This window comes from Sulfurivirga caldicuralii, from assembly GCF_900141795.1.
In the GTDB taxonomy this organism is placed as follows: Bacteria; Pseudomonadota; Gammaproteobacteria; order Thiomicrospirales; family Thiomicrospiraceae; genus Sulfurivirga; species Sulfurivirga caldicuralii.
The window spans coordinates 16217-38584 of record NZ_FSRE01000004.1; the positions used below are offsets into that span (position 1 = coordinate 16217).

The 22368-nt window shown below is 61.3% G+C and carries 25 protein-coding genes and 1 pseudogene; 12 read left to right on the forward strand and 14 right to left on the reverse strand.

The features are described from left to right. The first annotated feature begins 17 nt into the window (after positions 1 to 17). Positions 18 to 3722 carry a methionine synthase gene (metH, locus tag BUQ81_RS07800; RefSeq protein WP_074201854.1) on the forward strand — a complete coding sequence of 1235 codons (3705 nt, stop codon included), beginning with the start codon at positions 18 to 20 and terminating at the stop codon, positions 3720 to 3722. A gap of 58 nt (positions 3723 to 3780) precedes the next feature. Then, complete coding sequence (locus BUQ81_RS07805; protein WP_074201855.1) at positions 3781 to 4344, forward strand: Uma2 family endonuclease; 564 nt, start codon at positions 3781 to 3783, stop codon at positions 4342 to 4344. A 21-nt stretch (positions 4345 to 4365) separates the two neighbouring features. Here the strand turns inward: BUQ81_RS07805 and moaC are convergent, their stop codons facing one another. The 5 genes from moaC to moaA form a co-directional block, all read right to left on the reverse strand. Continuing rightward, complete coding sequence (moaC, locus tag BUQ81_RS07810) at positions 4366 to 4857, reverse strand: cyclic pyranopterin monophosphate synthase MoaC (RefSeq protein ID WP_074201856.1); 492 nt, start codon at positions 4855 to 4857, stop codon at positions 4366 to 4368. Beyond that, positions 4854 to 6059 (reverse strand): molybdopterin molybdotransferase MoeA, encoded by a 1206-nt coding sequence (locus BUQ81_RS07815; protein WP_074201857.1) that lies wholly within the window; start codon positions 6057 to 6059, stop codon positions 4854 to 4856. Before BUQ81_RS07815 ends, moaC begins: the two co-directional genes overlap by 4 nt. A 2-nt stretch (positions 6060 to 6061) precedes the next feature. Further along, the gene (gene moaE, locus BUQ81_RS07820) at positions 6062 to 6523 is read right to left on the reverse strand and encodes a molybdopterin synthase catalytic subunit MoaE (RefSeq protein WP_074201858.1); all 462 of its coding nucleotides are present in this window, start codon (positions 6521 to 6523) and stop codon (positions 6062 to 6064) included. 1 nt (position 6524) lies between these two features. Continuing rightward, the gene (moaD, locus tag BUQ81_RS07825; RefSeq protein WP_074201859.1) at positions 6525 to 6779 is read right to left on the reverse strand and encodes a molybdopterin converting factor subunit 1; all 255 of its coding nucleotides are present in this window, start codon (positions 6777 to 6779) and stop codon (positions 6525 to 6527) included. 282 nt (positions 6780 to 7061) lie between these two features. Then, complete coding sequence (gene moaA / locus BUQ81_RS07830) at positions 7062 to 8060, reverse strand: GTP 3',8-cyclase MoaA (protein WP_074201860.1); 999 nt, start codon at positions 8058 to 8060, stop codon at positions 7062 to 7064. Between the two features lie 84 nt (positions 8061 to 8144). Here moaA and mobA point away from each other — a divergent pair, with 84 nt between their 5' ends. After that, the gene (gene mobA / locus BUQ81_RS07835; RefSeq protein ID WP_074201861.1) at positions 8145 to 8741 is read left to right on the forward strand and encodes a molybdenum cofactor guanylyltransferase; all 597 of its coding nucleotides are present in this window, start codon (positions 8145 to 8147) and stop codon (positions 8739 to 8741) included. Here the strand turns inward: mobA and BUQ81_RS07840 are convergent. The 3 genes from BUQ81_RS07840 to BUQ81_RS07850 are packed head-to-tail and all read right to left on the reverse strand — an operon-like array spanning position 8738 to position 11253. After that, positions 8738 to 9547, reverse strand: coding sequence for an SDR family NAD(P)-dependent oxidoreductase (locus tag BUQ81_RS07840; protein WP_074201862.1), 810 nt, complete (start codon positions 9545 to 9547; stop codon positions 8738 to 8740). The two genes, mobA and BUQ81_RS07840, sit on opposite strands and share 4 nt — an antisense overlap. Beyond that, on the reverse strand, positions 9528 to 10505 hold the full coding sequence (locus BUQ81_RS07845; protein WP_084188318.1) for a cation diffusion facilitator family transporter: 978 nt from the start codon (positions 10503 to 10505) through the stop codon (positions 9528 to 9530). Before BUQ81_RS07845 ends, BUQ81_RS07840 begins: the two co-directional genes overlap by 20 nt. Positions 10506 to 10536: 31 nt before the next feature. Then, positions 10537 to 11253, reverse strand: coding sequence for a ComF family protein (locus BUQ81_RS07850; RefSeq protein WP_084188319.1), 717 nt, complete (start codon positions 11251 to 11253; stop codon positions 10537 to 10539). 19 nt (positions 11254 to 11272) lie between these two features. On the opposite strand from BUQ81_RS07850, the gene bioB reads away from it, so the two are divergent. From bioB to BUQ81_RS08635, 9 genes are all read left to right on the forward strand, one after another. Next, positions 11273 to 12277: a biotin synthase BioB gene (bioB, locus tag BUQ81_RS07855; RefSeq protein ID WP_074201863.1), complete on the forward strand. Its 1005-nt coding sequence runs from the start codon at positions 11273 to 11275 to the stop codon at positions 12275 to 12277. Between the two features lie 2 nt (positions 12278 to 12279). Then, complete coding sequence (gene bioF, locus BUQ81_RS07860; protein WP_074201864.1) at positions 12280 to 13443, forward strand: 8-amino-7-oxononanoate synthase; 1164 nt, start codon at positions 12280 to 12282, stop codon at positions 13441 to 13443. 193 nt (positions 13444 to 13636) lie between these two features. Continuing rightward, positions 13637 to 14425: an alpha/beta fold hydrolase gene (locus tag BUQ81_RS07865; RefSeq protein WP_074201865.1), complete on the forward strand. Its 789-nt coding sequence runs from the start codon at positions 13637 to 13639 to the stop codon at positions 14423 to 14425. Positions 14426 to 14468: 43 nt separating this feature from the next. Beyond that, a complete protein-coding gene (locus BUQ81_RS07870) occupies positions 14469 to 14723 on the forward strand; it encodes a type II toxin-antitoxin system Phd/YefM family antitoxin (protein WP_074201866.1) in 255 nt (84 codons plus the stop codon). Then, positions 14713 to 14997, forward strand: coding sequence for a type II toxin-antitoxin system RelE family toxin (locus BUQ81_RS07875; RefSeq protein ID WP_074201867.1), 285 nt, complete (start codon positions 14713 to 14715; stop codon positions 14995 to 14997). Before BUQ81_RS07870 ends, BUQ81_RS07875 begins: the two co-directional genes overlap by 11 nt. A gap of 16 nt (positions 14998 to 15013) precedes the next feature. Then, on the forward strand, positions 15014 to 15400 hold the full coding sequence (locus BUQ81_RS07880) for a RidA family protein (RefSeq protein ID WP_074201868.1): 387 nt from the start codon (positions 15014 to 15016) through the stop codon (positions 15398 to 15400). Next, positions 15400 to 17463 carry an ATP-dependent DNA helicase RecG gene (gene recG, locus BUQ81_RS07885; protein WP_234947420.1) on the forward strand — a complete coding sequence of 688 codons (2064 nt, stop codon included), beginning with the start codon at positions 15400 to 15402 and terminating at the stop codon, positions 17461 to 17463. Before BUQ81_RS07880 ends, recG begins: the two co-directional genes overlap by 1 nt. Continuing rightward, positions 17460 to 17960: a chorismate--pyruvate lyase family protein gene (locus BUQ81_RS07890; protein ID WP_074201870.1), complete on the forward strand. Its 501-nt coding sequence runs from the start codon at positions 17460 to 17462 to the stop codon at positions 17958 to 17960. Before recG ends, BUQ81_RS07890 begins: the two co-directional genes overlap by 4 nt. Beyond that, positions 17944 to 18444, forward strand: a complete 501-nt coding sequence (locus BUQ81_RS08635; RefSeq protein WP_074201871.1) for a hypothetical protein — start codon at positions 17944 to 17946, stop codon at positions 18442 to 18444. Before BUQ81_RS07890 ends, BUQ81_RS08635 begins: the two co-directional genes overlap by 17 nt. A gap of 75 nt (positions 18445 to 18519) precedes the next feature. Here BUQ81_RS08635 and BUQ81_RS08640 read toward each other — a convergent pair. The 6 genes and pseudogenes from BUQ81_RS08640 to glmU all read right to left on the reverse strand — a co-directional run. Then, positions 18520 to 18653: pseudogene (locus tag BUQ81_RS08640) on the reverse strand (IS3 family transposase); the annotation flags it as partial. 195 nt (positions 18654 to 18848) lie between these two features. Beyond that, positions 18849 to 19373, reverse strand: coding sequence for an IS256 family transposase (locus BUQ81_RS07905; RefSeq protein ID WP_074201872.1), 525 nt, complete (start codon positions 19371 to 19373; stop codon positions 18849 to 18851). After that, a complete protein-coding gene (locus BUQ81_RS08740) occupies positions 19349 to 19504 on the reverse strand; it encodes a hypothetical protein (protein WP_159432280.1) in 156 nt (51 codons plus the stop codon). The genes BUQ81_RS07905 and BUQ81_RS08740 overlap by 25 nt, the downstream gene beginning before the upstream one ends. Before the next feature lie 294 nt (positions 19505 to 19798). Then, complete coding sequence (ubiA, locus tag BUQ81_RS07910; RefSeq protein ID WP_074201873.1) at positions 19799 to 20641, reverse strand: 4-hydroxybenzoate octaprenyltransferase; 843 nt, start codon at positions 20639 to 20641, stop codon at positions 19799 to 19801. Positions 20642 to 20645: 4 nt separating this feature from the next. After that, positions 20646 to 20909, reverse strand: coding sequence for a hypothetical protein (locus BUQ81_RS07915; protein ID WP_074201874.1), 264 nt, complete (start codon positions 20907 to 20909; stop codon positions 20646 to 20648). Further along, positions 20906 to 22303, reverse strand: coding sequence for a bifunctional UDP-N-acetylglucosamine diphosphorylase/glucosamine-1-phosphate N-acetyltransferase GlmU (gene glmU / locus BUQ81_RS07920; protein WP_074201875.1), 1398 nt, complete (start codon positions 22301 to 22303; stop codon positions 20906 to 20908). The genes BUQ81_RS07915 and glmU overlap by 4 nt, the downstream gene beginning before the upstream one ends. Positions 22304 to 22368 lie beyond the last annotated feature (65 nt).

The window sequence follows — 22368 nt, forward strand, 5'->3', positions numbered from 1 at the left end:
CTGACCAGGAACATGTCATGTCCAATCGCCTGACCCGAATTCAACAGCTCAAGGACCTGCTCAAGCAGCGCGTCGTCGTGCTCGACGGTGCCATGGGTACCATGATCCAGGGACTGAACCTGTCCGAAGAAGACTTCCGCGGCGAGCGCTTTGCCGACTGGCACATGGATATCAAGGGCAACAACGATATCCTGTGCATGACCCAGCCGCAGCTGATCAAGGACATTCACCTGCAGTTTTTGCGCCGCGGTGTGGACATTATCGAGACCAATTCCTTCAACGCCACCACCATCGCCCAGGCGGATTACGACATGGAGGGGATCGTCACCGAGCTGAACATTGCTGCGGCGAAGGTGGCGCGCGAAGCGGCCGATCAGGCGCAAGCGGAAGACGGCAAACCGCGTTTTGTGGCCGGGGTGCTCGGCCCCACCAACCGCACCGCCTCCATCTCGCCGGACGTGAACGATCCCGGCTACCGCAATGTCACCTACGACGAACTGGTCGCCGCCTATGACGAGGCGGTACGCGGTCTGATTGAGGGCGGCGCGGATGTGATCCTTATCGAAACCATCTTCGACACCCTCAACGCCAAGGCGGCCATCTTCGCCGTCAAGCAGTATGAGAAGGCACTGGGCGAAGAGCTTCCCATCATGCTGTCGGGCACCATTACCGACGCCTCCGGCCGCACCCTTTCCGGCCAGACCACCGAGGCCTTCTACAACTCGGTGCGTCACGCTGAACCCCTCTCCATCGGCCTGAACTGCGCCCTGGGGCCGGAAGAGCTGCGCCCCTATGTGGAAACCCTCGCGAAGGTGTGCGAAACCTATGTGTCCGTGCACCCCAACGCCGGCCTGCCCAACGAGTTCGGCGAATACGACGAAACCCCGCAGCAGATGGCCGCCGAAGTGAAGCACTGGGCCGAGCAGGGCTGGGTCAACATCATCGGCGGCTGCTGCGGCACCACCCCAGACCATGTGGCCGCCATGGCCGAGGTCTGTCTGGCGCACCCGCCGCGCAAACTGCCCACTTTGCCGGTGGAAACCCGCCTCGCCGGCCTCGAACCGCTCAACATCGGCGACGACTCCCTGTTCGTCAATGTGGGCGAACGCAACAACGTCACCGGCTCGGCCCGCTTCAAGCGCCTGATTCTGGAAGAAAACTACGAGGAAGCCATCGAGATCGCCATTCGTCAGGTGCATGACGGCGCGCAGATCATCGATGTGAACATGGACGAGGGCATGCTCGACGGCAAGGCGGCCATGGTGCGCTTTCTCAATCTGCTCGCCGGCGAGCCGGAAGCCGCGCGCGTGCCGGTGATGATCGACTCCTCCAAGTGGGAGGTGCTTGAAGCCGGCATGAAGTGCGTGCAGGGCAAGGGCATCATCAACTCCATCTCGCTCAAGGAAGGCGAGGAGAAGTTCCTTGAGCAGGCAAAAAAGATCCGCGAGTACGGTTTCGCCGCCATTGTCATGGCCTTCGACGAAGAGGGGCAGGCGGACACCTTCGAGCGCAAAATCGAAATCTGCAAGCGCTCCTATGATCTGCTGGTGGCCAACGGCTTCCCGCCGGAAGACATCATTTTCGACCCCAACATCTTCGCCGTGGCCACCGGCATCGAGGAACACGACAACTACGCCGTGGACTTCATCGAAGCGGTGCGCTGGATCAAGCAGAACTTGCCCCACGCCAAGGTCTCCGGCGGCGTCTCCAACGTCTCCTTCTCCTTCCGCGGCAACAACCCGGTGCGCGAGGCCATCCACGCCGTATTCCTCTATCACGCCATCCAGGCAGGCATGGACATGGGCATCGTCAACGCCGGCCAGCTGGCGGTATATGACGAAATCCCCGAAGAACTGCGCAATGCCGTGGAGGATGTGATCCTCAACCGCTATGCGGGCGCCTCGGAAAAACTGCTGGAAATCGCCGAGAAATATCGCGGCGACGGCTCGGTGCAGAGCAAGGAGCAGGACACCGAATGGCGCAACGCGCCGGTTGAAAAGCGCCTTGAGCACGCACTGGTAAAAGGCATTATCGATTACATCGACGAGGACACCGCCGAGGCACTGGAAAAGCTCAAGTCCCCGCTGCAGGTGATCGAAGGCCCGCTGATGGACGGCATGAACGTGGTGGGCGACCTGTTCGGTGCCGGCAAGATGTTCCTGCCGCAGGTGGTCAAGTCCGCGCGGGTGATGAAAAAGGCCGTCGCCTGGCTGCAGCCCTATCTGGAAGCGGAAAAGGTGGGCTCCAGCGCCCAGGGCAAGATCATCATGGCCACGGTCAAGGGCGACGTGCACGACATCGGCAAGAATATCGTCGCCGTGGTGCTGCAGTGCAACGGCTTCGAGGTGATCGACCTGGGCGTGATGGTGCCGGCGGAAACCATCCTCAAGGCGGCGCAGGAGCACAATGCCGACATTATCGGCCTCTCCGGCCTCATAACCCCCTCACTGGACGAGATGGTGAACGTAGCCAAGGAGATGAAGCGCCAGGGCTTTACCCTGCCGCTGCTCATCGGCGGCGCCACCACCTCCAAGGCGCATACCGCCGTCAAGATCGAACCGGAATACCCTCACGGCGTGGTCTATGTGAAGGACGCCTCCCGCGCCGTCGGCGTGGCGCAGAACCTTATCTCCGACGAACTGAAAGGCCCCTTCCTGGAAGAAGTGCGCAAGGAGTACGAGCAGATCCGCATTGAGCGCAAGGCGCGTGCGCAGCAGACCCGTCGCGTGCCCATCAAGAAGGCACGCGAAAACAGGGTGCCCATCCAGTGGGACGGCTATACGCCTCCCAGACCCAATCTGCTCGGCATCAAGGTGTTCGACCACTATGACCTCGAAGAACTGCTGGAACGCTTTGACTGGTCGCCCTTTTTCCAGGCGTGGGAGCTGCACGGTCTGTTCCCGCGCATTCTGGACGACAAGGTGGTGGGTGAGCAGGCGCGCAAGGTGTATAGCGATGCACAGAAGATGGTGCGCCAGATCATCGACGAGCAGTGGCTCGAAGCGCGTGCCGTCATCGGCTTCTGGCCGGCCAATACCGTCAATGACGACGACATCGAACTCTACAGCGACGACAGCCGCAGCGAGGTGCTCACCACCCTGCACATGCTGCGCCAGCAGATGGAAAAGCGCGCCGATGCGCCCAACTACTGCCTGAGCGACTATGTGGCACCGAAAGAGAGCGGGCTGGCCGACTATGTGGGCCTGTTCGCCGTCACCGCCGGCATCGGCATCGACGAGCACCTCGCCCGCTTTGAAGCCGCCGGCGACGACTACAACAGCATCATGCTCAAGGCGCTGGCAGATCGCTTCGCCGAGGCCTTTGCCGAGCGCATGCACGAGCGCGTGCGCAAGGAATTCTGGGGCTATGCGCCGGATGAAAATCTGAGCAACGAAGAGATCATCAAGGAAAAGTACCGCGGCATCCGCCCCGCCCCCGGCTACCCCGCCTGCCCGGATCACACCGAAAAGGGCACCCTGTGGCAACTGCTGCAACCGGATGCGCGCATCGACCTGCATCTGACCGAAAGCTACGCCATGACGCCCACCGCGGCGGTCTCCGGCTACTACTTCAGCCATCCGCAAAGCCGCTACTTCGGCGTCGGCGCCATCGGGCGCGATCAGGTGGAAGACTACGCCCGCCGCAAGGGCTGGACCATCGACGAGGCGGAAAAGTGGCTCGCCCCCAATCTGGGCTACGACCCGGAAGACTACACCACCTGAGCTTGCAAACCCTGCCGCGGGCATGCCATGATAAGCCTTCATCGCAGGAGTGATCGCCATGCCCGCACTGCCTTACCTTCACTACACCGTCAAGGATTACGAGCAGTGGCCCGGCGACTGGGAACTGATAGAGGGGCATCCCGTAGCCATGTCCCCAGCACCCACGCTCGCCCATCAACGGCTCAATTTTCTGATCATGATGGCGCTGGAAAACAGCCTTGCAGCGTGTGAAGCGTGTCAGGCCATACCCGACGCGCAATGGCGCATTGACTCCGATACCGTCCTGCGTCCTGATGGCGTCGTCATCTGCTATCAGCCTCAACAGTATCTGACCCGGGCGCCGGAGGTTGTGGTGGAAATCATTTCCCCGTCCACGGCTGCCATCGATGAACATTACAAGTTCGAGCGCTACGCCATTGAAGGCGTGCGCCACTATCTGCTGGTTTACGGTGAGGAAAAACGCGTGCGCCATTATGTGCGCAACCAACAAGGCCAGTTCGTGCTTGCCAATGATCGGCCGCAGGGCGTGTTGAAGCTGCCCCTGTCGCAAGGCTGCGAAGCACAGATTGACTGGGATGAAATTTTCAAAAGCTTTTCCAAGGTGCTATCCAGCGCCCGCTGATGGGACGAAGGAAGCGGGTGACTAAACCTCGTCGCCCTCGCGCACCCAGTGGCCGGACTTGCCGCCCTTTTTCTCCAGCAGCTGCACGTCGGTGATGCGCATGCCGCGGTCCACCGCCTTGCACATGTCGTAGAGGGTCAGCGCCGCCACCGACGCGGCGGTAAGCGCTTCCATTTCCACGCCTGTCTGCCCTTTCAGCTTGCAGGTGGCGACGATATGCACTGCCGCAGGATCGCCCGGCTCAGGCGTCAGCTCCACCTTGACGCCGGTAAGCAGCAGCGGATGGCACATGGGGATCAGTTCCCAGGTCTTTTTCGCCGCCATGATGCCGGCGATGCGCGCGGTGGCGAGCACATCCCCTTTCTTGTGGCGGCCTTCGGTAATCATGGCCAGCGTCTCGGGCTGCATGAGGATGCGCGCCTCGGCGCTGGCTTCACGGAAGGTTTCCGCCTTGTCGGTGACATCCACCATGCGCGCCTGGCCGCGGCTGTCGATATGGGTCAGTTCACTCATGGCAGCAGTCTCCTGAAGGGATAAAAGGCAATGGCATCTCCCACCTCAACGGTGGTATCTTCCGGAATCACGGCAAAGCCGCTCGCCCACGCAACCGAGGTGAGCACGCCGGAGCCCTGATTGGGAAACAGCACGGCGAAGCTTTCCTGCCCGCGGTTTTCCAGTCGCGCGCGGGCAAAATCGCGGCGGAAATTGGCTCGGTTACGGCTGAAACCGGCCCTGACCCAGATCGGCTCGGGGAAGCTGACCCGCTCGCCCGCCTGCGCACGCAGGAAAAAACCGGCCAGCAGGTGAAAGGTGGCAAAGGCGGACACGGGATTGCCTGGCAGACCTATAAAGGGCGTCTCACCAATGCGGCCATAGGCCAGCGGCTTGCCCGGCTTCATTTTCACCTTCCACATGTCCAACGCGCCCAGCTGCTCCACCGCCGGCTTGAGGTGATCCTCCTCGCCCACGGAGACGCCGCCGGTGGTCATGACCACATCCGCCTGCTGCGCAGCATTTTTCAGCGCCGCCACAGTGGCATCCAGCGTATCTTGCACCTGTCCCAGATCGACCACTTCCACCCCCAGGCGTTCCAGCAGACCGTGCAGGACAAAGCGGTTGGAATTGTAGATCTGTCCTTCCTCTAGCGGCTGGCCCGGCATCACCAGCTCGTCACCCGTGGTGAATGTGGCCACCTTCAGGCGGCGCAACACCCTGACTTGCGCAATGCCGAGGGAGGCGATCAGGCCCACGTGTTGCGGCACAAGGCGCGTGCCGGCAGCCACCACCACATCGCCCTCGGCGATGTCCTCGCCGGTGCGGCGGATGTTCTGCCACGGCTTCACCGCCGGCGGGGTGAAGGAGACGGTGCCATCGTCGTGCACCTCGGCTTCTTCCTGGGGAATGACCACAAAAGCGTTATCCGGCACCGGCGCACCGGTAAAGATGCGCGCCGCCGTGCCCTTTTTGTGCGGCTCGGGGGTGCTGCCCGCCGGCACGCGCTGGCTGATCTCAAAACGGCGCCCAGGGGCGTAGTCCAGTGCGCACAGGGCATAGCCGTCCATGGTGGAGACGGGACGCGGCGGCACATTGATGTCGGCCACCACATCCTCGGCCAGCACGCGGTTATACGCCTCGTCGAGTGCAACGGTTTGCGTTTCAGTAAGCGGCTGCGCCGCGTCGATCAGCGTCTGCCAGGCCTGTTCAAATGTCAGCATGATTACTCCTTTTCCCAACGGGCGGCGGCGGCCTGATCCGTCTCGCGCGCATCTACCCAGCGGCTGCCTTGCGGCGTGGTTTCCTTTTTCCAGAAGGGTGCGCGCGTCTTCAGGTAGTCCATAATGAACTCGGCCGCCTCAAAGGCATCACCGCGGTGGCGCGCTGCCACAGCCACCAGCACGATCTGGTCTTCCGGCTGCAGCGGCCCGACACGGTGAATGATAAGGCTGTTTTCAATGGGCCAGCGGGCATGGGCCTGCTCGCGGATCTCGGTGAGCGCCTTTTCGGTCATGCCCGGGTAGTGCTCCAGTTCCATGGTGGAAACGCTGTCGCCCTGATTGATGTCGCGGACGGTGCCCACAAAGGCCACCACCGCGCCCACGTCGCGGCGGCCGCCGCGCAGGCGTGCCACTTCGGTGGAAAGGTCAAAATCCGCTTCCTGTACCCGCACCCATTCGCTCATGTCAGCCTCCGGTCACCGGCGGGAAAAAGGCTACTTCGTCGCCGTCGTTGAGCACGGTATCCATGCCGGCCACCGCCTGGTTCACCGCCACCTGCAGGTGCGGGTTGTCGCACAGCGCCAGCTGCCACGCATCGCCGCGGGCGCACAGTTGCTGCAGTAGATCCTGCACGCGCAGGCCCGCTTCGATGTCCAGGGTTTCTTCGCTGGTTCCCAGCTGCTCACGCAGGCTGGCAAAGTAGAGAATCTTGATTGCCATAATGCCTCTCGAAAGGGGGGTCCCCGACTTTTTAAAAGGTGATTTTTTCGCAGATTTTCAGGCCATAGCTGAGAAATATATCCTATTCAGCCTGTGCTGCTCGCTCATGGTTACGGGGTCAGGTTGCCCTAGGGCTTGCAGCGGGCGCGGCAGAACTCGCTGCGCTCAGACAACTGCCGCGCTAACGCCGTTGCTTGCGCCAACAGCAATCCAAGACGCCTCCACAAATCGCTGTGCGCACAGGCTGAACATCGAGATAACGCGTTAGAAAAACCGAACTTTTCACCCGCCCAGATTGACCATTTCGCGGAACTGGATATTGTGCACATTCTCGTTGAAGAAGTGGCGCTCCGGCTTTTTGGCGATGGCGTCGATGATGAGCTGCCTGAGCTCATCGTCGCTGATGCCGTCGCGCAGCGGGTCACGCAGATTGACACTGTCTTCCTGACCCAGGCAGAGGGCCAGCACGCCGCGGGCAGTGAGGCGCACGCGGTTGCAGGTCTCGCAGAAGTGCTGCGACACCGCAGAAATGACGCCGATGGTGGTGTCACTGTTGCCCAGGCGGAAGTTGCGCGCCGGGCCGTCGTGGCTGCGGCTGGTCAGCGGCACCAGTTCATCGCCCACATGGGCGCGCACGCGCGCGAGAATCTTTTCCATGGGATAGTGCTGATCCATGACGCCGATGCCTGCCTGGCCGATGGGCATGGTTTCGATAAAACGCACCTGCACGCCCTGCTCGCGGGCGAAGTCCACCATGGCCTCGATTTCATCGTCGTTGGTGCCTTTCATCACCACTATATTGATCTTGACCGGATTCAGCCCCGCTTGCTGAGCGGCTTCGATGCCGGCGAGCACCTTGTTCAAGTCGCCGCCGCGGGTAATGGCTTCAAAGCGCTCCGGCTTGAGGGAGTCCAGCGACACATTGATGCGCTGCAGACCGTAGGCTTTCAGGGTTTCGGCATGGCGGGCCAGATGATGGGCGTTGGTAGAGAGCGCCAGATCGATGATCTCGTCCATGGCGCCGATACGGCGCACGATATCGGGCAGATCCTTGCGCACCAGCGGTTCGCCGCCGGTGAGCCGGATCTTCTTCACCCCCAGCTCGGCAAAGGCGCGCACGATACGTTCGATCTCGTCGGCGTCCAGATACTCGGTATGGCGTCCGTCCGGGTGCACACCCTGCGGCGGCATGCAGTAGCCGCAGCGGTAGTTGCACTTGTCGGTCACCGAAACGCGCAGATACTCGATTCTGCGGTTGAAGGGGTCGATCAGCTCAGCCATGACGTTATTTCCCGTCGAACATAACGCGCAAGTTTACTTCATAAAACCCTGCAATGCCAGCATTGAATCGGCCACAATATCTCAATGGAACAGACACTTACTGTCGCACTCATCGCCGGCGGCCGCGGGAAGCGCATGGACGGGCAGGACAAGGGGCTCATATGTCTTGACGGCAAGCCGCTGGTGCAACGCATCGCTCAGCAGCTGCGCGCTCACCTCTCCCCTTTTGAGGTCATCGCCGTCGCCAACCGCAACCAACCCCGCTATGCGGCTTACGTCAACCGCGTCATCAGCGATGATACCCCCGGCTATCTGGGCCCAATGATGGGCATCTATACTGCGCTGAAAAACAGTCAGACCAATCGCATTTTCGTGTGGCCCTGCGATGCCCCCATTGTGTGTGAGTCGCTCATCAAGGGCATCTGTCGCAGTGTAAGCGACAACCGCGAGGCGCTGATTCATGTCCCTGTAGATAATGAGGAAAAGCTGCAGCCACTTTTTGGCGTTTATCATCAGGGGCTGCTGCCCGCGCTGGAGGAGGCCATCGATGCCGGCCATCTGGCGCTGGGACGCTGGGTACGCGAGCAGCGCCATGCCGTGGTGTCCATAGAAGATGATTATTGTTTTACCAACCTGAACCGCCCGCAAGAGCTGGACGCTTTCAGGGCCTTGGGCGATTAACTTTTGGTCATCTCGTCGCGGAAGGGATAGTTGCCCCGCGCGATCAGGCCGCCGTCCACGGTGAGGATGCTGCCGGTCATCCAGGCGGCACGGTCGGAGATCAGAAAGGCCACCGCCTCACCCATTTCGTCGGTGGTGCCGTAGCGGCCCAGCGGCGTGCACTTCATCCAGCGATCCTTTACAGGGGGCTGGCTGAGGATTACTTCGGTGCGCTCCACCGGCACCACGCCGGGGGCGATGCCCACCAAGCGGATGCCGTGCGGCCCCCACTCGATCGCTTGCACTTCAGTGAGTCGATCCAGCCCCGCCTTGGCGGCACCATAGGCGCTGAACCACTCGCAGCTTTTCTGCCCGTGGATGGAGCTGTTGTTCACCACCACGCCGCCGTGGCCGGCTTCAATGCAGTGCTGCGCAAAGGCAGTGGCCAGTCGATAGGGGGCCTGCAGGTTGACGGCAAGCACCTCATCGAAAGCTTCGCCGTGGGGATCCTTCAGACTGGTGACCTTGCTGACGATACCGGCGTTATTGATCAGCGCATCGAGGCCGTTAAACGCCTGCCATGCTGCCTCAAAAAAGGGCACGACGCGGTCCAACTCGCGAAAGTCACAGTGCAGCACTTCGGCTTCAGCGCCCAGCGCCTGCACATCGCTCAGGGTCTTTTCAATCCCTGCCTCATTGCGGTTGTAGTGCAGCACCAACCGACACCCTTCCCGCGCAAGCACCCGCGCGATGCCAGCGCCGATGCCGGACGAAGCACCAGTAATCAGTACACGCTTGTTGTTCAGCTCAGGATACAGCACCGTCATGCGATTCCTCCACACAGTGTGAGTTTTTGGATTCCAGCTGCAGGGTGACGTGGTGCACCCCGTGCTCATCGTTGAGGTATTTTTTCACCTTCGCCAGGGTGGCGTCGTTGATGTGATTCAGATCCGTCTTGGCATGCAGACTCATCATCACCTGGTCTTCGGCGATGGCCCACAGGTGCAGGTGGTGAATGTCGGTCAGGAAGGGAAATTTTTTCTGCAGATCATCCTTGATCGCCTCCAGCTCATAGCCCGCCGGCACGCCCTCCATGAGAATATGACCAGACGCCATCAGTAGATGCCAGGCGTGATAGCCAATCACCAGGCTGACGAAGATGGACAGAATGGGGTCCAGCGCAACCCAGCCGGTGTAGTAGATGACAATCGCAGCGATAATCACTGCCACCGAGTTGAGCGTATCGCCAAGAAAGTGCAGTGCCGCACCGCGCATGTTCATGTTGTGCTTGTCGCCGCTGTGCAGAATCAGAAACACCACCAGATTGTTGATCAGACCGATCAGCGCAATGATGAACATTTCCCTGCCCATAATCGGTTCAGGGTTAAAGTAGCGCTCGATGGCGTACGCAATAATCCCCACCACAATGACCAGCAGAAACAGCGCATTGACGAAGGCGGTGATGATCTGAAAGCGCTGATAGCCAAAGGTATAGCGATCATTGGGTGGACGGCTGCCGACATAAAAGCCCCACCAGGCAATCAGCAGCGCGGCCGCATCGGTGAGCATGTGCACGCCATCGGCCATGAGCGCCAGCGAACCCACCCACCAGCCGCCGATGATCTCCACCAGCATGTAGGAAGCGGTCAGCAGCGCGGCGATCATCACCTTGCGCTGGTTTTCGGTATCCACCGCTTTCACATGGTTGTGATGGGGCGATACCGGCTGCACGGGGGTGCAGCTTTCCGGATTCGCGTCGCAATCGGTATTGAGATTAATACGCATTTCTCTTATCAAACTATTATTTTTAATAGCATTATTTTATCATCGGTGTGCGCACCGCCGTCCAAATTTCTACGACCAGATCGGGATTCGCTGCTTTCAGGGCAGTGGCGGCTGCGTCAGCGGTACTGCCTGTGGTGAGCACATCATCCACGAGTGCCACAATCGGCGGAAGATCAATGTTGTCATCTGCAAGGCAGAATGCACCCTGCATGAGGCGTTGCCGCTGCTTTCGAGCCTGCCCCGCCAGCTGTCCCGTATCCTGGGTGCGCACCAGCACATCTTCCCGCACCGGCAGGTCAAATGCCCTCCCCCAGTCCCGCGCCAGAAAGGCGGACTGATTGAAACCGCGCTTGCGATAACGCTCGGCATGCAGGGGGATCGGAATCAATGCCATGGCGTCCGACGCCTGCTGCTGCAATGGTTCGATGGCAAGACTGCTCAACAGCCGCGTGATAGCCAGATCGCCGCGGCCGTATTTCATGCGGTGCAGCAGCGTCTTGAGGGTGTCATCCAGAAAATAGGCCGACAGCACCCGATCAAAGGCCGGTGGGTGCTGCAGGCAAGCCGGACAGACGCCATTGGTCGGCAGATTGACCGCGCAGCGGCTGCAGTGGGGCTGTGCCGACACCGACTGCAGGGATGCGACGAGATGGTCCGCCAGATCAAACCGGCTGGCCGGCCCCGCGTCCAGCACGCATCTGGGCGGAAACAGCCAGCGGGTCAGCGCTGATATAATGCCGTTAAACATAGCCACAAGGATACCGAAAATGGCCGCTCTGGGTGATATCCGCCACGACTGGACCCGCGACGAAGTGCAGGCATTGCTGGACATGCCGCTCAACGACCTGCTGTTTGAAGCGCAGCGCATTCACCGCCGGCACTTCGACCCCAACGAGATTCAGGTGAGTACCCTGGTCAATATCAAGTCCGGCGGCTGCGCCGAGGACTGCGCCTATTGCAGCCAATCCTCGCGCTACAACACCGGCCTGGTCAAGGAGCCCATGATGACCCTGCAGGAGGTGCTGGACAAGGCCATGCAGGCCCGCGACAAGGGCGCCACGCGCCTGTGCATGGGCGCCGCCTGGCGCAATCCCAACAAAAAGGACTTCCCTGTGGTGCTGGAGATGGTCAAGATGGTCAAGGCGCTGGGCATGGAAACCTGCCTGACGCTGGGCATGCTGGACGACGAGCAGGTGCAGCAGCTCAAGGACGCCGGCCTCGACTACTACAACCACAATCTGGACACCTCCGAAGCCTACTACCCCAAGGTCATCACCACCCGCACCTATGAGGATCGCCTAGACACCATCCGCCGCGTGCAGGAAGCCGGCATTCACGTCTGCTCCGGCGGTATTATCGGCATGGGTGAAAAGCCCGAGGACCGCGCCGAGCTGCTGCGCACCTTTGCCAATCTGCCCGCCCACCCCGACTCGGTGCCCATCAACCTGCTGGTGCCCATCGAGGGCACGCCGCTGGCAGAGATGCGCGGCAGGACCGACCCCATCGAACTGGTGCGCGTCATCGCCGCCGCACGCATCATGATGCCCAAGTCCTATGTGCGCCTGTCGGCCGGGCGCATGGAGCTGTCGGACGAGGCGCAGGCGCTTTGCTTCATGGCGGGGGCCAACTCCGTCTTCTACGGCGAAAAGCTGCTCACCACCGACAACCCTGACGCAGACCACGACCGCGCCCTGTTCGCCAAGCTGGGGCTGCGCATGCAGCAGAGCGCCCACGCCCATCTGGACGAGGACAGCAGCGCCAGCGTCGCCTGAACATGCGCCTGCGCGATCGTTTTGAGCCGCTTCTGCAACAGCGTAAGCAGGCAGAGCTGTTCCGCCGCGTGCCGCTGGTCACCAGCCCCATCGGCACGCGCATCCAACTCAACGGCAAAACCCTGGTCAACTTTGCCGCCAACGACTATCTGGGCCTGAGCGAAGACCCGGATATCCGCAGGCAGGTCTGTGCCGCAGACGACGCCACCTTCGGCAGCGGTGCCGCACATCTGATCAGCGGCCATCACCTGCACCACCACCTGCTGGAAGACGAACTGTCCGACTGGCTCGGCGTGGAACGCGTGCTGCTGTTTTCCACCGGCTACATGGCCAATATGGCGGTGCAGCAGGCGCTCATGCAGCGCGGCGACACCCTGATTCACGACAAGCTCAATCACGCCTCGCTGCTGGACGGTGCGCGCCTGTCCGAGGCAGAGCTGAAACGCTATCCCCACCGCAACATGGCGATGCTGGAAAAGCGTCTGCGGGCTGCAGAAGGTCAGGCCATGATCGTCACCGACGGCGTATTCAGCATGGACGGGGACATGGCGCCATTGCCTGACATCCTCGAACTGAAGGAAAAACACGACGCCTGGCTGCTGGTGGACGAAGCGCATGCCTTCGGCGTGCTGGGCGAACACGGCCGCGGCAGCTTCGAACACTTTGGCCTGCAGGCGGATGACGACACCCTGCGCGTAGGCACACTGGGCAAGGCCTTCGGTGTATTCGGCGCCTTTGTAGCCGGAAGCCAGATCGCCATTGATGCCCTCATCAATCTGGCGCGGCCATGGATCTACACCACCGCCCTGCCGCCGGCCAATGCGCTGGCGGCGCGCATTGCGCTTAAAAAGGTGCAGCAGGCCGATGCGGCGCGCGCCCACCTGCGTGCGCTGATCCAGCACTTCCGTGCAGAAGCCGAAAGCCTCGGCCTCACCCTGTGGGAGAGCGAAACGCCCATCCAGCCGCTCATTCTCGGCGATGCCGCCACCGCTGTGGCCTGGAGCCGCGCCCTGTTTGAACAGGGCTTTCACGTGCCCGCCATCCGCCCGCCTACGGTGCCAAAAGGCAGCGCCCGCCTGCGCATTACCTTCAGCGCCTGCCACACGCTGGAAGATGTAGCGCGCCTGCTGGAGGCACTGGCCGCTCTTTATCCTTGCAAATCGTGACTCTACCTCCCGATTTGCAAAGAAAGGGGTCGATGACCTGGACAATGGTCGTTTTTCGGCATTCGACTCGCCCGAAGCGCTGCGCAAGCATCTTGATGCGCTGAAAAATGTCCTGGACAGTCCGCCTGACACAGGCTGCAGAGGAAGACTATCAGGCCATTGTGGCGTGGCGTCGCCAACAGTTTGGACAGACATGTGCACACTGAACCATGAAACCCTCGGCCAGGGGCCGAATCTGACGCTCATCCACGGCTGGGCGGCGGACAATGCCGTGTGGCGCCCGTGGGTGGAAAGCTGGCTCGCGCCCCATTTCACCTGCCATCTGATCGAGCTGCCCGGCTTTGGCAACAGCCCACCCATCGAGGCCGACACGCCCGAGCAAATCCACACCCGCTGGCGTGAAGCCCTGATCGACGCATTGCCGCCGCAGCCCACCGCACTGCTGGGCTGGTCACTGGGCGGGCTCATGGCGCAGGATATCGCCCTGCATGCACCCGAGCGCATCACCCACCTGATCGGCCTGTGCACCTCGCCCCGCTTCGTGCAGGCGGAAAGCTGGCGCCATGGCGTGCCGCCGGAGCTGATTCAGGAGTTTCTGGAGACGGTGGTGCGCGACACCGCCGCGCTGCTGAAGCGCTTCTGGGTGATGCAGTGGCAGGGCGATCCGCTGGCGCGGCAGCTGATGCGCCAGTTCGTGGCGGAGATGAAGGGCCGCCGGCTGCCCACGCTCTCCGGCCTGAAACAGGGGCTGGCGCTGCTGCGCACGCTGGACTTCCGCAACGACCTGCCCCACATTCACCAGCCCACCCTGTGGCTGCTGGGGGAAAAGGATCCGCTTATCCCGGTAAAGTGGGTGCAGACACTATCCCAACTGCAGCCCCATGCGCAGGTACGGGTCATCGAAAACGCCGCCCACCTGCCGTTTCGCAGCCATCCGGATCAGACCGCAGCAATCGTAAGAAGCTTTTTAGAGTGCGCTTAAAGACACTCTGTATAATACACTCCTATAACAACGGAGAGCAGTCATGGCCCATACCCTCCAGACCCGCATTATTGCCAGCATTACCGAGTTGAAACGAGACCCCATGGGAACAGTCGCCAGTGGCGAGGGCGAACCGGTGGCGATTCTGAGCCGCAACGACCCGGCCTTTTACTGCGTGCCGGCGGATACCTTTGAAGCTATGCTAGAACGTCTTGAAGACCTGGAACTGAACGCCATGGCCGAGCAACGGGCTCAGGATGGCAGCCAGCCCATCAAGGTTTCTCTGGATGAGCTATAAACTGGCCTTCCATCCTCAGGCGCTGCGCGAGTGGAAAAAACTGGATGGAACGCTGCAAACCCAGCTGAAAAAGAAGCTGGCTGAACGACTGAAAAACCCTCATGTGCCGTCCGATAGACTGACTGGGCATCCCTGCCGTTATAAGATTAAATTGCGCCAGAGCGGTTATCGTCTGGTCTATGAGGTAAAGGATCAGCAGTTGATCGTTGTGGTGCTGGCCATCAGAAAGCGCGAACGCAGTCAGATCTATCGACAGGCGCACAATCGTCACTGAAAAAGGAGACTTCATCATGCGCGAAATCATCTCAACCGACCAGGCTCCGCAGGCCATTGGCACCTATTCCCAGGCGGTGCGTGTAGGCGACACCGTCTATCTGTCCGGTCAGATCGGCTTGGATCCTGCCACCATGGAACTGGTGGACGGCCCCATCGAAAACCGCATCCACCGCGTGTTTCAGAACCTGCGCGCCGTGTGTGAAGCGGCCGGCGGCGACCTGAAGGACATCGTCAAGCTCAACATCTACCTGACCGATCTCAGCCACTTCGCCACCGTCAACGAGATCATGGCGCAGTATTTCGACCAGCCCTATCCGGCACGCGCCGCCGTAGGCGTGGCCGAACTGCCCAAGGGCACCGACATCGAAGCCGATGGCGTGATGGTCATCAGCAGCTATTGATGCTCGCCCAGCAGCGCCTAACCAGCCTGAAGGGTGTGGGCGACAAGCTGGCGCAAAAGCTGGCGGGCCTTGGCCTCACCACTGTCCAGGATCTGCTGCTTCACCTGCCCTACCGCTATCAGGACAAGACGCGGCTGACGCCGCTGCACGCCCTGCGCCCCTTTGCCGAACAGCTGGCGCAAGGCACCATCACCAGCCAACGCTTCACGCAGGGGCGCAGGGCCAGCCTACTGGTAGAGCTGGACGGCGGGGCGCTGACGCTGCGCTTTTTTCACTTCAATCACAATCAGGCGCGCCAGTTCCTGCGCGGCAAGCAGGTGCGCGCCTTTGGCGAGGTGCGTCCCGGTCCCACGGGGCTGGAAATCGTGCACCCCCAGTACCGCATTTTCGATCCGGACAATCCACCGCCACTGCAAAGCACGCTCACGCCCGTTTACCACTCCACCGAGGGGGTGGGGCAGAGCACCTGGCTAAAGCTGACCGAGCAGGCACTGTCGCTGCTGCGCCAGCACCCGCTGGAGGAGCTGCTGCCCCACGCGCTGGTGCAGGAACACGCCCTGCCCAGCCTCAATCAGGCACTGCATACGGTGCACCGCCCCGAGCCGGACGACGATCTGGACGCGCTGATGAACCACACCCACCCGGCGCAGACCCGACTGGTTCTGGAAGAGCTGCTGGCCCACCAGCTGGGGCTGGCGCGGCTGCGCGCCCACAAGGCGCAGCTGAATGCCCCGGTGCTCCCGCCCTCCAATCTGGTCAATGCCCTGCTGGTATCCCTGCCGTTCCAGCTGACCGGTGCGCAGCAGCGCGTGCTGGAGGCGGTGCAGGCCGACCTGCAGAAGCCCCACCCCATGCAGCGACTGGTGCAGGGCGACGTGGGTTCCGGCAAGACCATCATCGCTGCCCTGGCCGCCCTGCAGGCAGCCGATGCCGGCTATCAGGCTGCGGTCATGGCGCCCACGGAAATCCTCGCCGAACAGCACCGCAACCATTTTCTCGAATGGCTGGAACCGCTCAATGTGCCTGTCGCCTGGCTCAACGGCCGCCTGAGCGCTGCGCAACGGCGCGAACAGCTGGCGCGCATTGCATCGGGTGAAGCGAAAGTAGTCATCGGCACCCATGCCCTGTTTCAGAAGGAGGTCGAATTCGCCCGCCTCGGGCTGGTCATCATCGACGAGCAGCACCGCTTCGGCGTGCATCAGCGCCTCGCCCTGCATCAGAAGGGGCAGGCGGCGGGCCTGCATCCCCATCAGCTGATCATGACCGCCACGCCCATCCCGCGCACGCTTGCCATGGCCGCCTACGGCGATCTGGACGTTTCCGTCATCGACGAACTGCCGCCCGGGCGCAAGCCGGTGCACACCGCAGTGATGAGCATGGACAAGCGCCTCGAGGTGATGGATCATCTCGCCGAGCGCTGCCGCGAAGGCGTGCAGGCCTACTGGGTGTGCCCGCTGATCGAGCAGAGCGACGCACTGGATGCCCAGGCTGCCGAAGAGACCTTGAAACTGTTTGCGCAGCGCCACCCCGACCTGCAGGTCGGGCTGGTGCACGGGCGCATGAAAGCACAGGACAAGGATGCCATCATGCAGGCCTTCAAGGCAGGCGACCTGCAGCTGCTGGTGGCCACCACCGTCATCGAAGTGGGGGTGAATGTACCCAATGCCAGTTTGATGGTGATTGAAAATGCCGAACGCCTCGGCCTGGCGCAACTGCACCAGCTGCGCGGACGCGTCGGCCGCGGCGCCAAGCAGAGTCACTGCGTGCTGCTCTATCAGCCGCCACTGTCTGACACCGCCAGACGCCGCCTGCAGATCATGCGCGAAACCACAGACGGGTTTAAGATTGCAGAAGAGGATCTGGCCATCCGCGGCCCCGGCGAAGTGCTCGGCACCCGCCAGACCGGTGGGCTCACCTTCCGTCTCGCCGAACTGCCGCGGGATGAAGCGCTGCTGCCCACGGCGCGCCAGTGGGCGCAGTGGCTGCTCCACAACAGTCCCGAACTGGCCGATGCGCTGCACGCGCGCTGGCTGCACAACCGACAGGATTACGCGCTGGCATGATCTGGCACAAGCGCACCGACTACCCTGCTGCTCTGGCCGACTGGCTGCTGGAAACCGGCAGCCTCACCGCACGGCTGAATGCCCTGTGCGGCGCGCCCATTCGCGTGGTGCGCCAGCGCGAAGGCATCGGCCGCATCTGCGAGCACGAACAGGCAGCCTACGGACCACTGGCCGCGAAAGGGTGGGTGCGTGAAGTGATCCTGCACCATCCCCGCACCGATGACCCCCTGCTGTGGGCGCGCACCTACATTCCGGACTTCAATCCGGGAAACCCCTGGTATGAGCTGGCAAAAATCGGTGAAAAACCACTGGGAGAGGTGCTTTTTACCCTGCAGGGGATTACACGCAGTCCGCTGCAGACCGGTAAAATTTTCGCCGCCGAAAAAGTCGGGGACCCCCCTCTCTGGCACGGCCGCTGGGGGCGGCACAGCCGCTTCGAGCGCAACGAAGCACCACTTATCCTGACGGAGGTATTTCTCTTTGAGCCAGACGCTTGAGCAGATTCAGATCGATTTCGTAGCCAACGAGGACCGCCTGCTGCTCAAGTTGCGCAGTGGCAATCAGCTCTACCGCGCCTGGCTGACGCGCCGCTTCATCAAGCTGTGGGTGCCCATCCTGCAGGGGGTACATCCCCAGACCGGCGAACGCTTTGCCGACACGCCCGCCCTGCCGCTCGAGCAGGCTGACGCCATTCAGCCGGTGGAGGATACGCCGCTGGAAAAACAGGCTGAAGCCTACGAGTATCCACTGGGTGAAGCGCCGATTCTAGCGGTGGAGATCACCTACAACACTGCCAGTGCAGAGAAACCAGCGCAGATGATCATCAAGCCCGCCAGTGGGCAGGGTATCGTGCTGCCCTATCAGCCCCAGCTGAACCACACGCTGCTCAAGCTGCTGCAGACGGGAAGCGACAAGGCGCAGTGGGATCTGCATGCTCTCTTTCATGCCGAAGCGGAAATCCCCGGCGGCCGCCTGCAGTAATGGCCATGTATTAAGAAAAAGAAAACAAAGGGTTATAAAAAGGTAATTCTGGGTTGCCTCCCGAATAAACTCGACTTTGGCCATCTCCCGTCGCCGAGATGGCCTAAAAGCTTTCCTTCCAGGGCTTCCTTGCGGATCTCGGCCATGAGCCGCTCTTCGGCGTACATTTTCTTCAGACGGCGGCTTTCCTCTTCAAGTTCGCGCAGACGCGGTCAAGTCCCAAATCTGCTGTAAATTCCCTTCCGCAGGTTTGACATTGCGCCAGTCTCAGTGATCGATACCGACCACCTTATCCGTCTTTCGCTCGGAAGCCTGTTGCGCTTCCCACCATTCGTTAAACTCTCTCATGTCCAGGTATCGCCTGTCCTGCCAATCCTCATGTATCTCGGCCAGCAGTGCCCCAATTAGCCGTTCGGCCGATGCCTCTCCTGCATGTTGGTTGATTTGAGCCGTCGGCAGTATTTCTCCGGCAAGGCCATCACCGCCAGGGCGTCTTCCAGCCCTTCTTCCAGACAGGCCACCGCCTTGGGGGCTGCATTTTCCATCTCCTCCATCAGGGCATGGGCCTTTTGTCGTGCTTCCTGTGCCGTCTGCGCTCTGAAGATGCGCTTGAGCCCTTCTGTCATGGCCGTTTTGTGTCGAGCTGGGGTATGGGTGAGCACATTGCGCAGAAAGTGCACCTGACAGCGTTGCCAGATGGCACCCTGGAAACAGCGCTGAATGGCATTCACCAGGCCCTTGTGTTCGTCCGAGACGACGAAGGTCACACCCTCAAGACCCCGTTGCCTGAGCCCGTTGAACAGGTCAGGCCAGAAGCCTTCCGATTCGCTGTCGCCCATGGGGATGCCGAGCACCTCGCGATAGCCTTCGGCATTAATGCCCGAGACCAGCAGGGCCGCCTTGGTCACAACCCGCTGCTGTTCGCGCACCTTGATTCTTCGGCCTGTGCTTCAAGCATTTGATTGAGTACGCTCTCCACCAGTTCTCCCAGTCCCTGTCTGTCACCTGTGAGCAGATTGGACAACAGGGTGTCGTTTACCGTAATCTTGTACTCGGCCATCGTGTTTTCTCCTCTCGGTTGGTTAATGCTTTGCAACATCAATCCTACGGTGAGGAGGCCACGGTGGCCAATTCAATTTACAGCACTATAGGGACATAACCCAGGCGATCGCGCTGATCCTTTCTCCTGCTTTCTTCAGCGCCCAGATCTGGTATCTTTCCTCTTGGGTCAGTCGTTGGTAGTTGGCCATTGGACCCCTCTTTCGTGGTGGTTAGAAGGCGCACAGTCCATGCTATCCCGGCTGGCCCTTCTTGTCACCTCAAGGTGTTGCACTGGCTAGTTTAATCCGCGCTTTTACCTTAACTGCAGGGCGATACCGATCCAAATGGTGAAGGCGACCCAGTGGTTGCGCAGAAAGGCCTCGAAGGGGCGGCCGCTGGCTGCGAGACGCTGATGCCAGACAAACTGCGCCGCCGCCAGCAGCACCGCAGCGAAATACCACGGCCCAAGACCAAACGCCATGCCGGCGAAAATCAGCAGCAGAATCATCACCCATTGAAGCACCGCCACCACCTGCAGTACCCGTTCGCCCAGCAGCACCGCCGGCGACTTCACGCCAATCTTGATGTCGTCCTCCCGATCCACCATGGCGTAGTAGGTGTCGTAGATCAGCGCCCACACCAGTGTGGCGGCATACAGCAGCCACGCCTCAGGGGGCACCTCGCCGCGCGTGGCCGCAAAGCCCATGGGGATCGCCCAGGCAAACGCCGCGCCGAGAAAGGCCTGCGGCCAGTAGGTCCAGCGCTTGGTGAAAGGGTACAGTGCCGCCAGCACAAAGGCGCCCAGCGACCACAGAACCGTTTCGCGATTGAGGGTCAGCACCAGCGCAAACGCCAACGCGATGAGGAGCGCAAACAGCACCAGCGCCTCTTTGGGCGAGACCTCGCCACAGGCGATGGGGCGCGTGCAGGTGCGCTTTACATGGGGGTCGAAATTGCGGTCGGCGTAGTCGTTGATGACACAGCCTGCCGAGCGCATCAGCACCGCCCCCATGACGAAAACGAACAGCGTCCACGGATCGGGCGTGCCGCCAGCGCCAAGCCACAGCGCCCATAGCGCCGGCCACAGCACCAGCCAGATGCCCACCGGGCGATCCAGACGCATGAGACGAATATAGGCGGAAAGCTTCGTAACCATGGCGTCAATCCTCGGCGCACTTGGCAAGCAGTGCGTTCACCTGTACCAGCGCTTTCGGGTTGGCCTCATAAGTGTAGTAGGCCTGTCCGGCACGCTCCCCCTGAATCAGGGTCAGGATGGCACCCTCCTTTTCATAGCGCAGGTGCGCCTCCCAGCCGACAAACTGATTCTGGCCGCCATCTGAGGCAGTATGCGTCCAGCCCAGTTGCGGCAGCGTCTGCTGCAGGCAGGCAAACTGGACTTCTGAGAGCGCGCTCTCGTCTATCATTCGTCTCCCTTGCAGCGCTGTTTGGGCGATAGCCAGTTTTTCAACGTCACCTGTTTGGCGCGCGACAGCGTCAGCTGCTGCGCCGGTGCATTCTTCACGATGGTGGAGCCGGCGCCGATGGTGGCACCCTCGCCCACTTCCACCGGCGCCACCAGTTGCGAGTCGGAGCCGATAAAGGCGCCGTCTCCAATAACGGTGCGGTGCTTGTTGACGCCGTCGTAATTGCAGGTAATCACGCCAGCACCGATATTCACGCCCGCACCCATGGTGGTGTCGCCAATATAGGCGAGATGATTGACCTTGCTGCCTGCACCGATGGCAGACTGCTTGATCTCCACGAAATTGCCCACGCGCGCGCCTTCCGCCAGCGTAGTGTCCGGACGAATGCGTGCATAGGGGCCGATGCTTACATCCGGTTCGGTTTTGCACCCCTGCAGATGACTGAAGGCATGCACCTGCGTATTTTCGCCCAGTGAGACATCTTTCAATACGCAGTTGGGACCGATGTGCACGCCATCGGCCAGGTGCACATCCCCTTCCAGCACCACATTCACATCAATGAACACATCCTGCCCCACGGACACGCTGCCACGAATGTCCAGCCGCGCCGAATCCGCTACGGTCACGCCTGCCGCCAGCAGCCGATCCACCTGATGGCGCTGCCAGGCGCGCTCCAGCTGCGCCAGCTGCGCCTTGTCGTTGACCCCCATCACCTCCAGCTGCAACGATGGCGAGGTGGTGTGAATCTCATGGCCGTCCTCGACGCAGAAGCGGATAATGTCGGTCAGATAATACTCGCCCTGAGCGTTGTCATTATCCAGCCGCGCCAGCCAGCGCTTCAGCTGACGGCCAAAAACCGCCATCATGCCGGTGTTCACCTCGCGGATGGCCAGTTGCTGGGGCGTGGCGTCCTTCTGCTCCACGATTGCCACCACCTGATGATGCTGATCGCGCACAATGCGCCCGTAGCCGGTGGGATCCTCCAGCGCCACCGTCAACAGCGCCAGTGGATGGTTCTCATCCACCAGCGACACCAGATCCTTAAGCGTCTGCGGCTGCACCAATGGCACATCACCATAAAGAATCAGCGCAATGGCTTCATCGGCCACATGCATGGCGGCCTGCTGAACAGCATGCCCCGTGCCCAGCTGCTCGCCCTGCAGCACCCAGCGGGGGCCGTCAAAACGTGCCTGCACCTGACCGGAACCGTAACCGATCACCACAAGTGGGGGAACATCCGCCACGGCCTGGGCCGCATCCAGAACATAGGCCAACAGAGGACGGCCCGCCAGTGGCTGCAGCACCTTGGGCAAGCGCGATTTCATGCGTGTTCCCTTGCCGGCCGCAAGGATAATGGGCTGAATCACTTCACTTCTCCCGGGATGATTCTTCATTTTACCCGGCCAAGCGCATCATGGCAGAGGCCTGTAATGGGCACCTGTGCCTAAAAAAAAAAAAG

Bases quoted from the DNA above. Each gene is read 5' to 3' on its own strand.
- metH (WP_074201854.1), top strand. From the start codon at position 18: ATGTCCAATCGCCTGACCCGAATTCAACAGCTCAAGGACCTGCTCAAG.
- BUQ81_RS07805 (WP_074201855.1), top strand. From the start codon at position 3,781: ATGCCCGCACTGCCTTACCTTCACTACACCGTCAAGGATTACGAGCAG.
- moaC (WP_074201856.1), bottom strand. From the start codon at position 4,857: ATGAGTGAACTGACCCATATCGACAGCCGCGGCCAGGCGCGCATGGTG.
- BUQ81_RS07815 (WP_074201857.1), bottom strand. From the start codon at position 6,059: ATGCTGACATTTGAACAGGCCTGGCAGACGCTGATCGACGCGGCGCAG.
- moaE (WP_074201858.1), bottom strand. From the start codon at position 6,523: ATGAGCGAATGGGTGCGGGTACAGGAAGCGGATTTTGACCTTTCCACC.
- moaD (WP_074201859.1), bottom strand. From the start codon at position 6,779: ATGGCAATCAAGATTCTCTACTTTGCCAGCCTGCGTGAGCAGCTGGGA.
- moaA (WP_074201860.1), bottom strand. From the start codon at position 8,060: ATGGCTGAGCTGATCGACCCCTTCAACCGCAGAATCGAGTATCTGCGC.
- mobA (WP_074201861.1), top strand. From the start codon at position 8,145: ATGGAACAGACACTTACTGTCGCACTCATCGCCGGCGGCCGCGGGAAG.
- BUQ81_RS07840 (WP_074201862.1), bottom strand. From the start codon at position 9,547: ATGACGGTGCTGTATCCTGAGCTGAACAACAAGCGTGTACTGATTACT.
- BUQ81_RS07845 (WP_084188318.1), bottom strand. From the start codon at position 10,505: ATGCGTATTAATCTCAATACCGATTGCGACGCGAATCCGGAAAGCTGC.
- BUQ81_RS07850 (WP_084188319.1), bottom strand. From the start codon at position 11,253: ATGTTTAACGGCATTATATCAGCGCTGACCCGCTGGCTGTTTCCGCCC.
- bioB (WP_074201863.1), top strand. From the start codon at position 11,273: ATGGCCGCTCTGGGTGATATCCGCCACGACTGGACCCGCGACGAAGTG.
- bioF (WP_074201864.1), top strand. From the start codon at position 12,280: ATGCGCCTGCGCGATCGTTTTGAGCCGCTTCTGCAACAGCGTAAGCAG.
- BUQ81_RS07865 (WP_074201865.1), top strand. From the start codon at position 13,637: ATGTGCACACTGAACCATGAAACCCTCGGCCAGGGGCCGAATCTGACG.
- BUQ81_RS07870 (WP_074201866.1), top strand. From the start codon at position 14,469: ATGGCCCATACCCTCCAGACCCGCATTATTGCCAGCATTACCGAGTTG.
- BUQ81_RS07875 (WP_074201867.1), top strand. From the start codon at position 14,713: ATGAGCTATAAACTGGCCTTCCATCCTCAGGCGCTGCGCGAGTGGAAA.
- BUQ81_RS07880 (WP_074201868.1), top strand. From the start codon at position 15,014: ATGCGCGAAATCATCTCAACCGACCAGGCTCCGCAGGCCATTGGCACC.
- recG (WP_234947420.1), top strand. From the start codon at position 15,400: ATGCTCGCCCAGCAGCGCCTAACCAGCCTGAAGGGTGTGGGCGACAAG.
- BUQ81_RS07890 (WP_074201870.1), top strand. From the start codon at position 17,460: ATGATCTGGCACAAGCGCACCGACTACCCTGCTGCTCTGGCCGACTGG.
- BUQ81_RS08740 (WP_159432280.1), bottom strand. From the start codon at position 19,504: ATGGCCGAGTACAAGATTACGGTAAACGACACCCTGTTGTCCAATCTG.
- ubiA (WP_074201873.1), bottom strand. From the start codon at position 20,641: ATGGTTACGAAGCTTTCCGCCTATATTCGTCTCATGCGTCTGGATCGC.
- BUQ81_RS07915 (WP_074201874.1), bottom strand. From the start codon at position 20,909: ATGATAGACGAGAGCGCGCTCTCAGAAGTCCAGTTTGCCTGCCTGCAG.
- glmU (WP_074201875.1), bottom strand. From the start codon at position 22,303: ATGAAGAATCATCCCGGGAGAAGTGAAGTGATTCAGCCCATTATCCTT.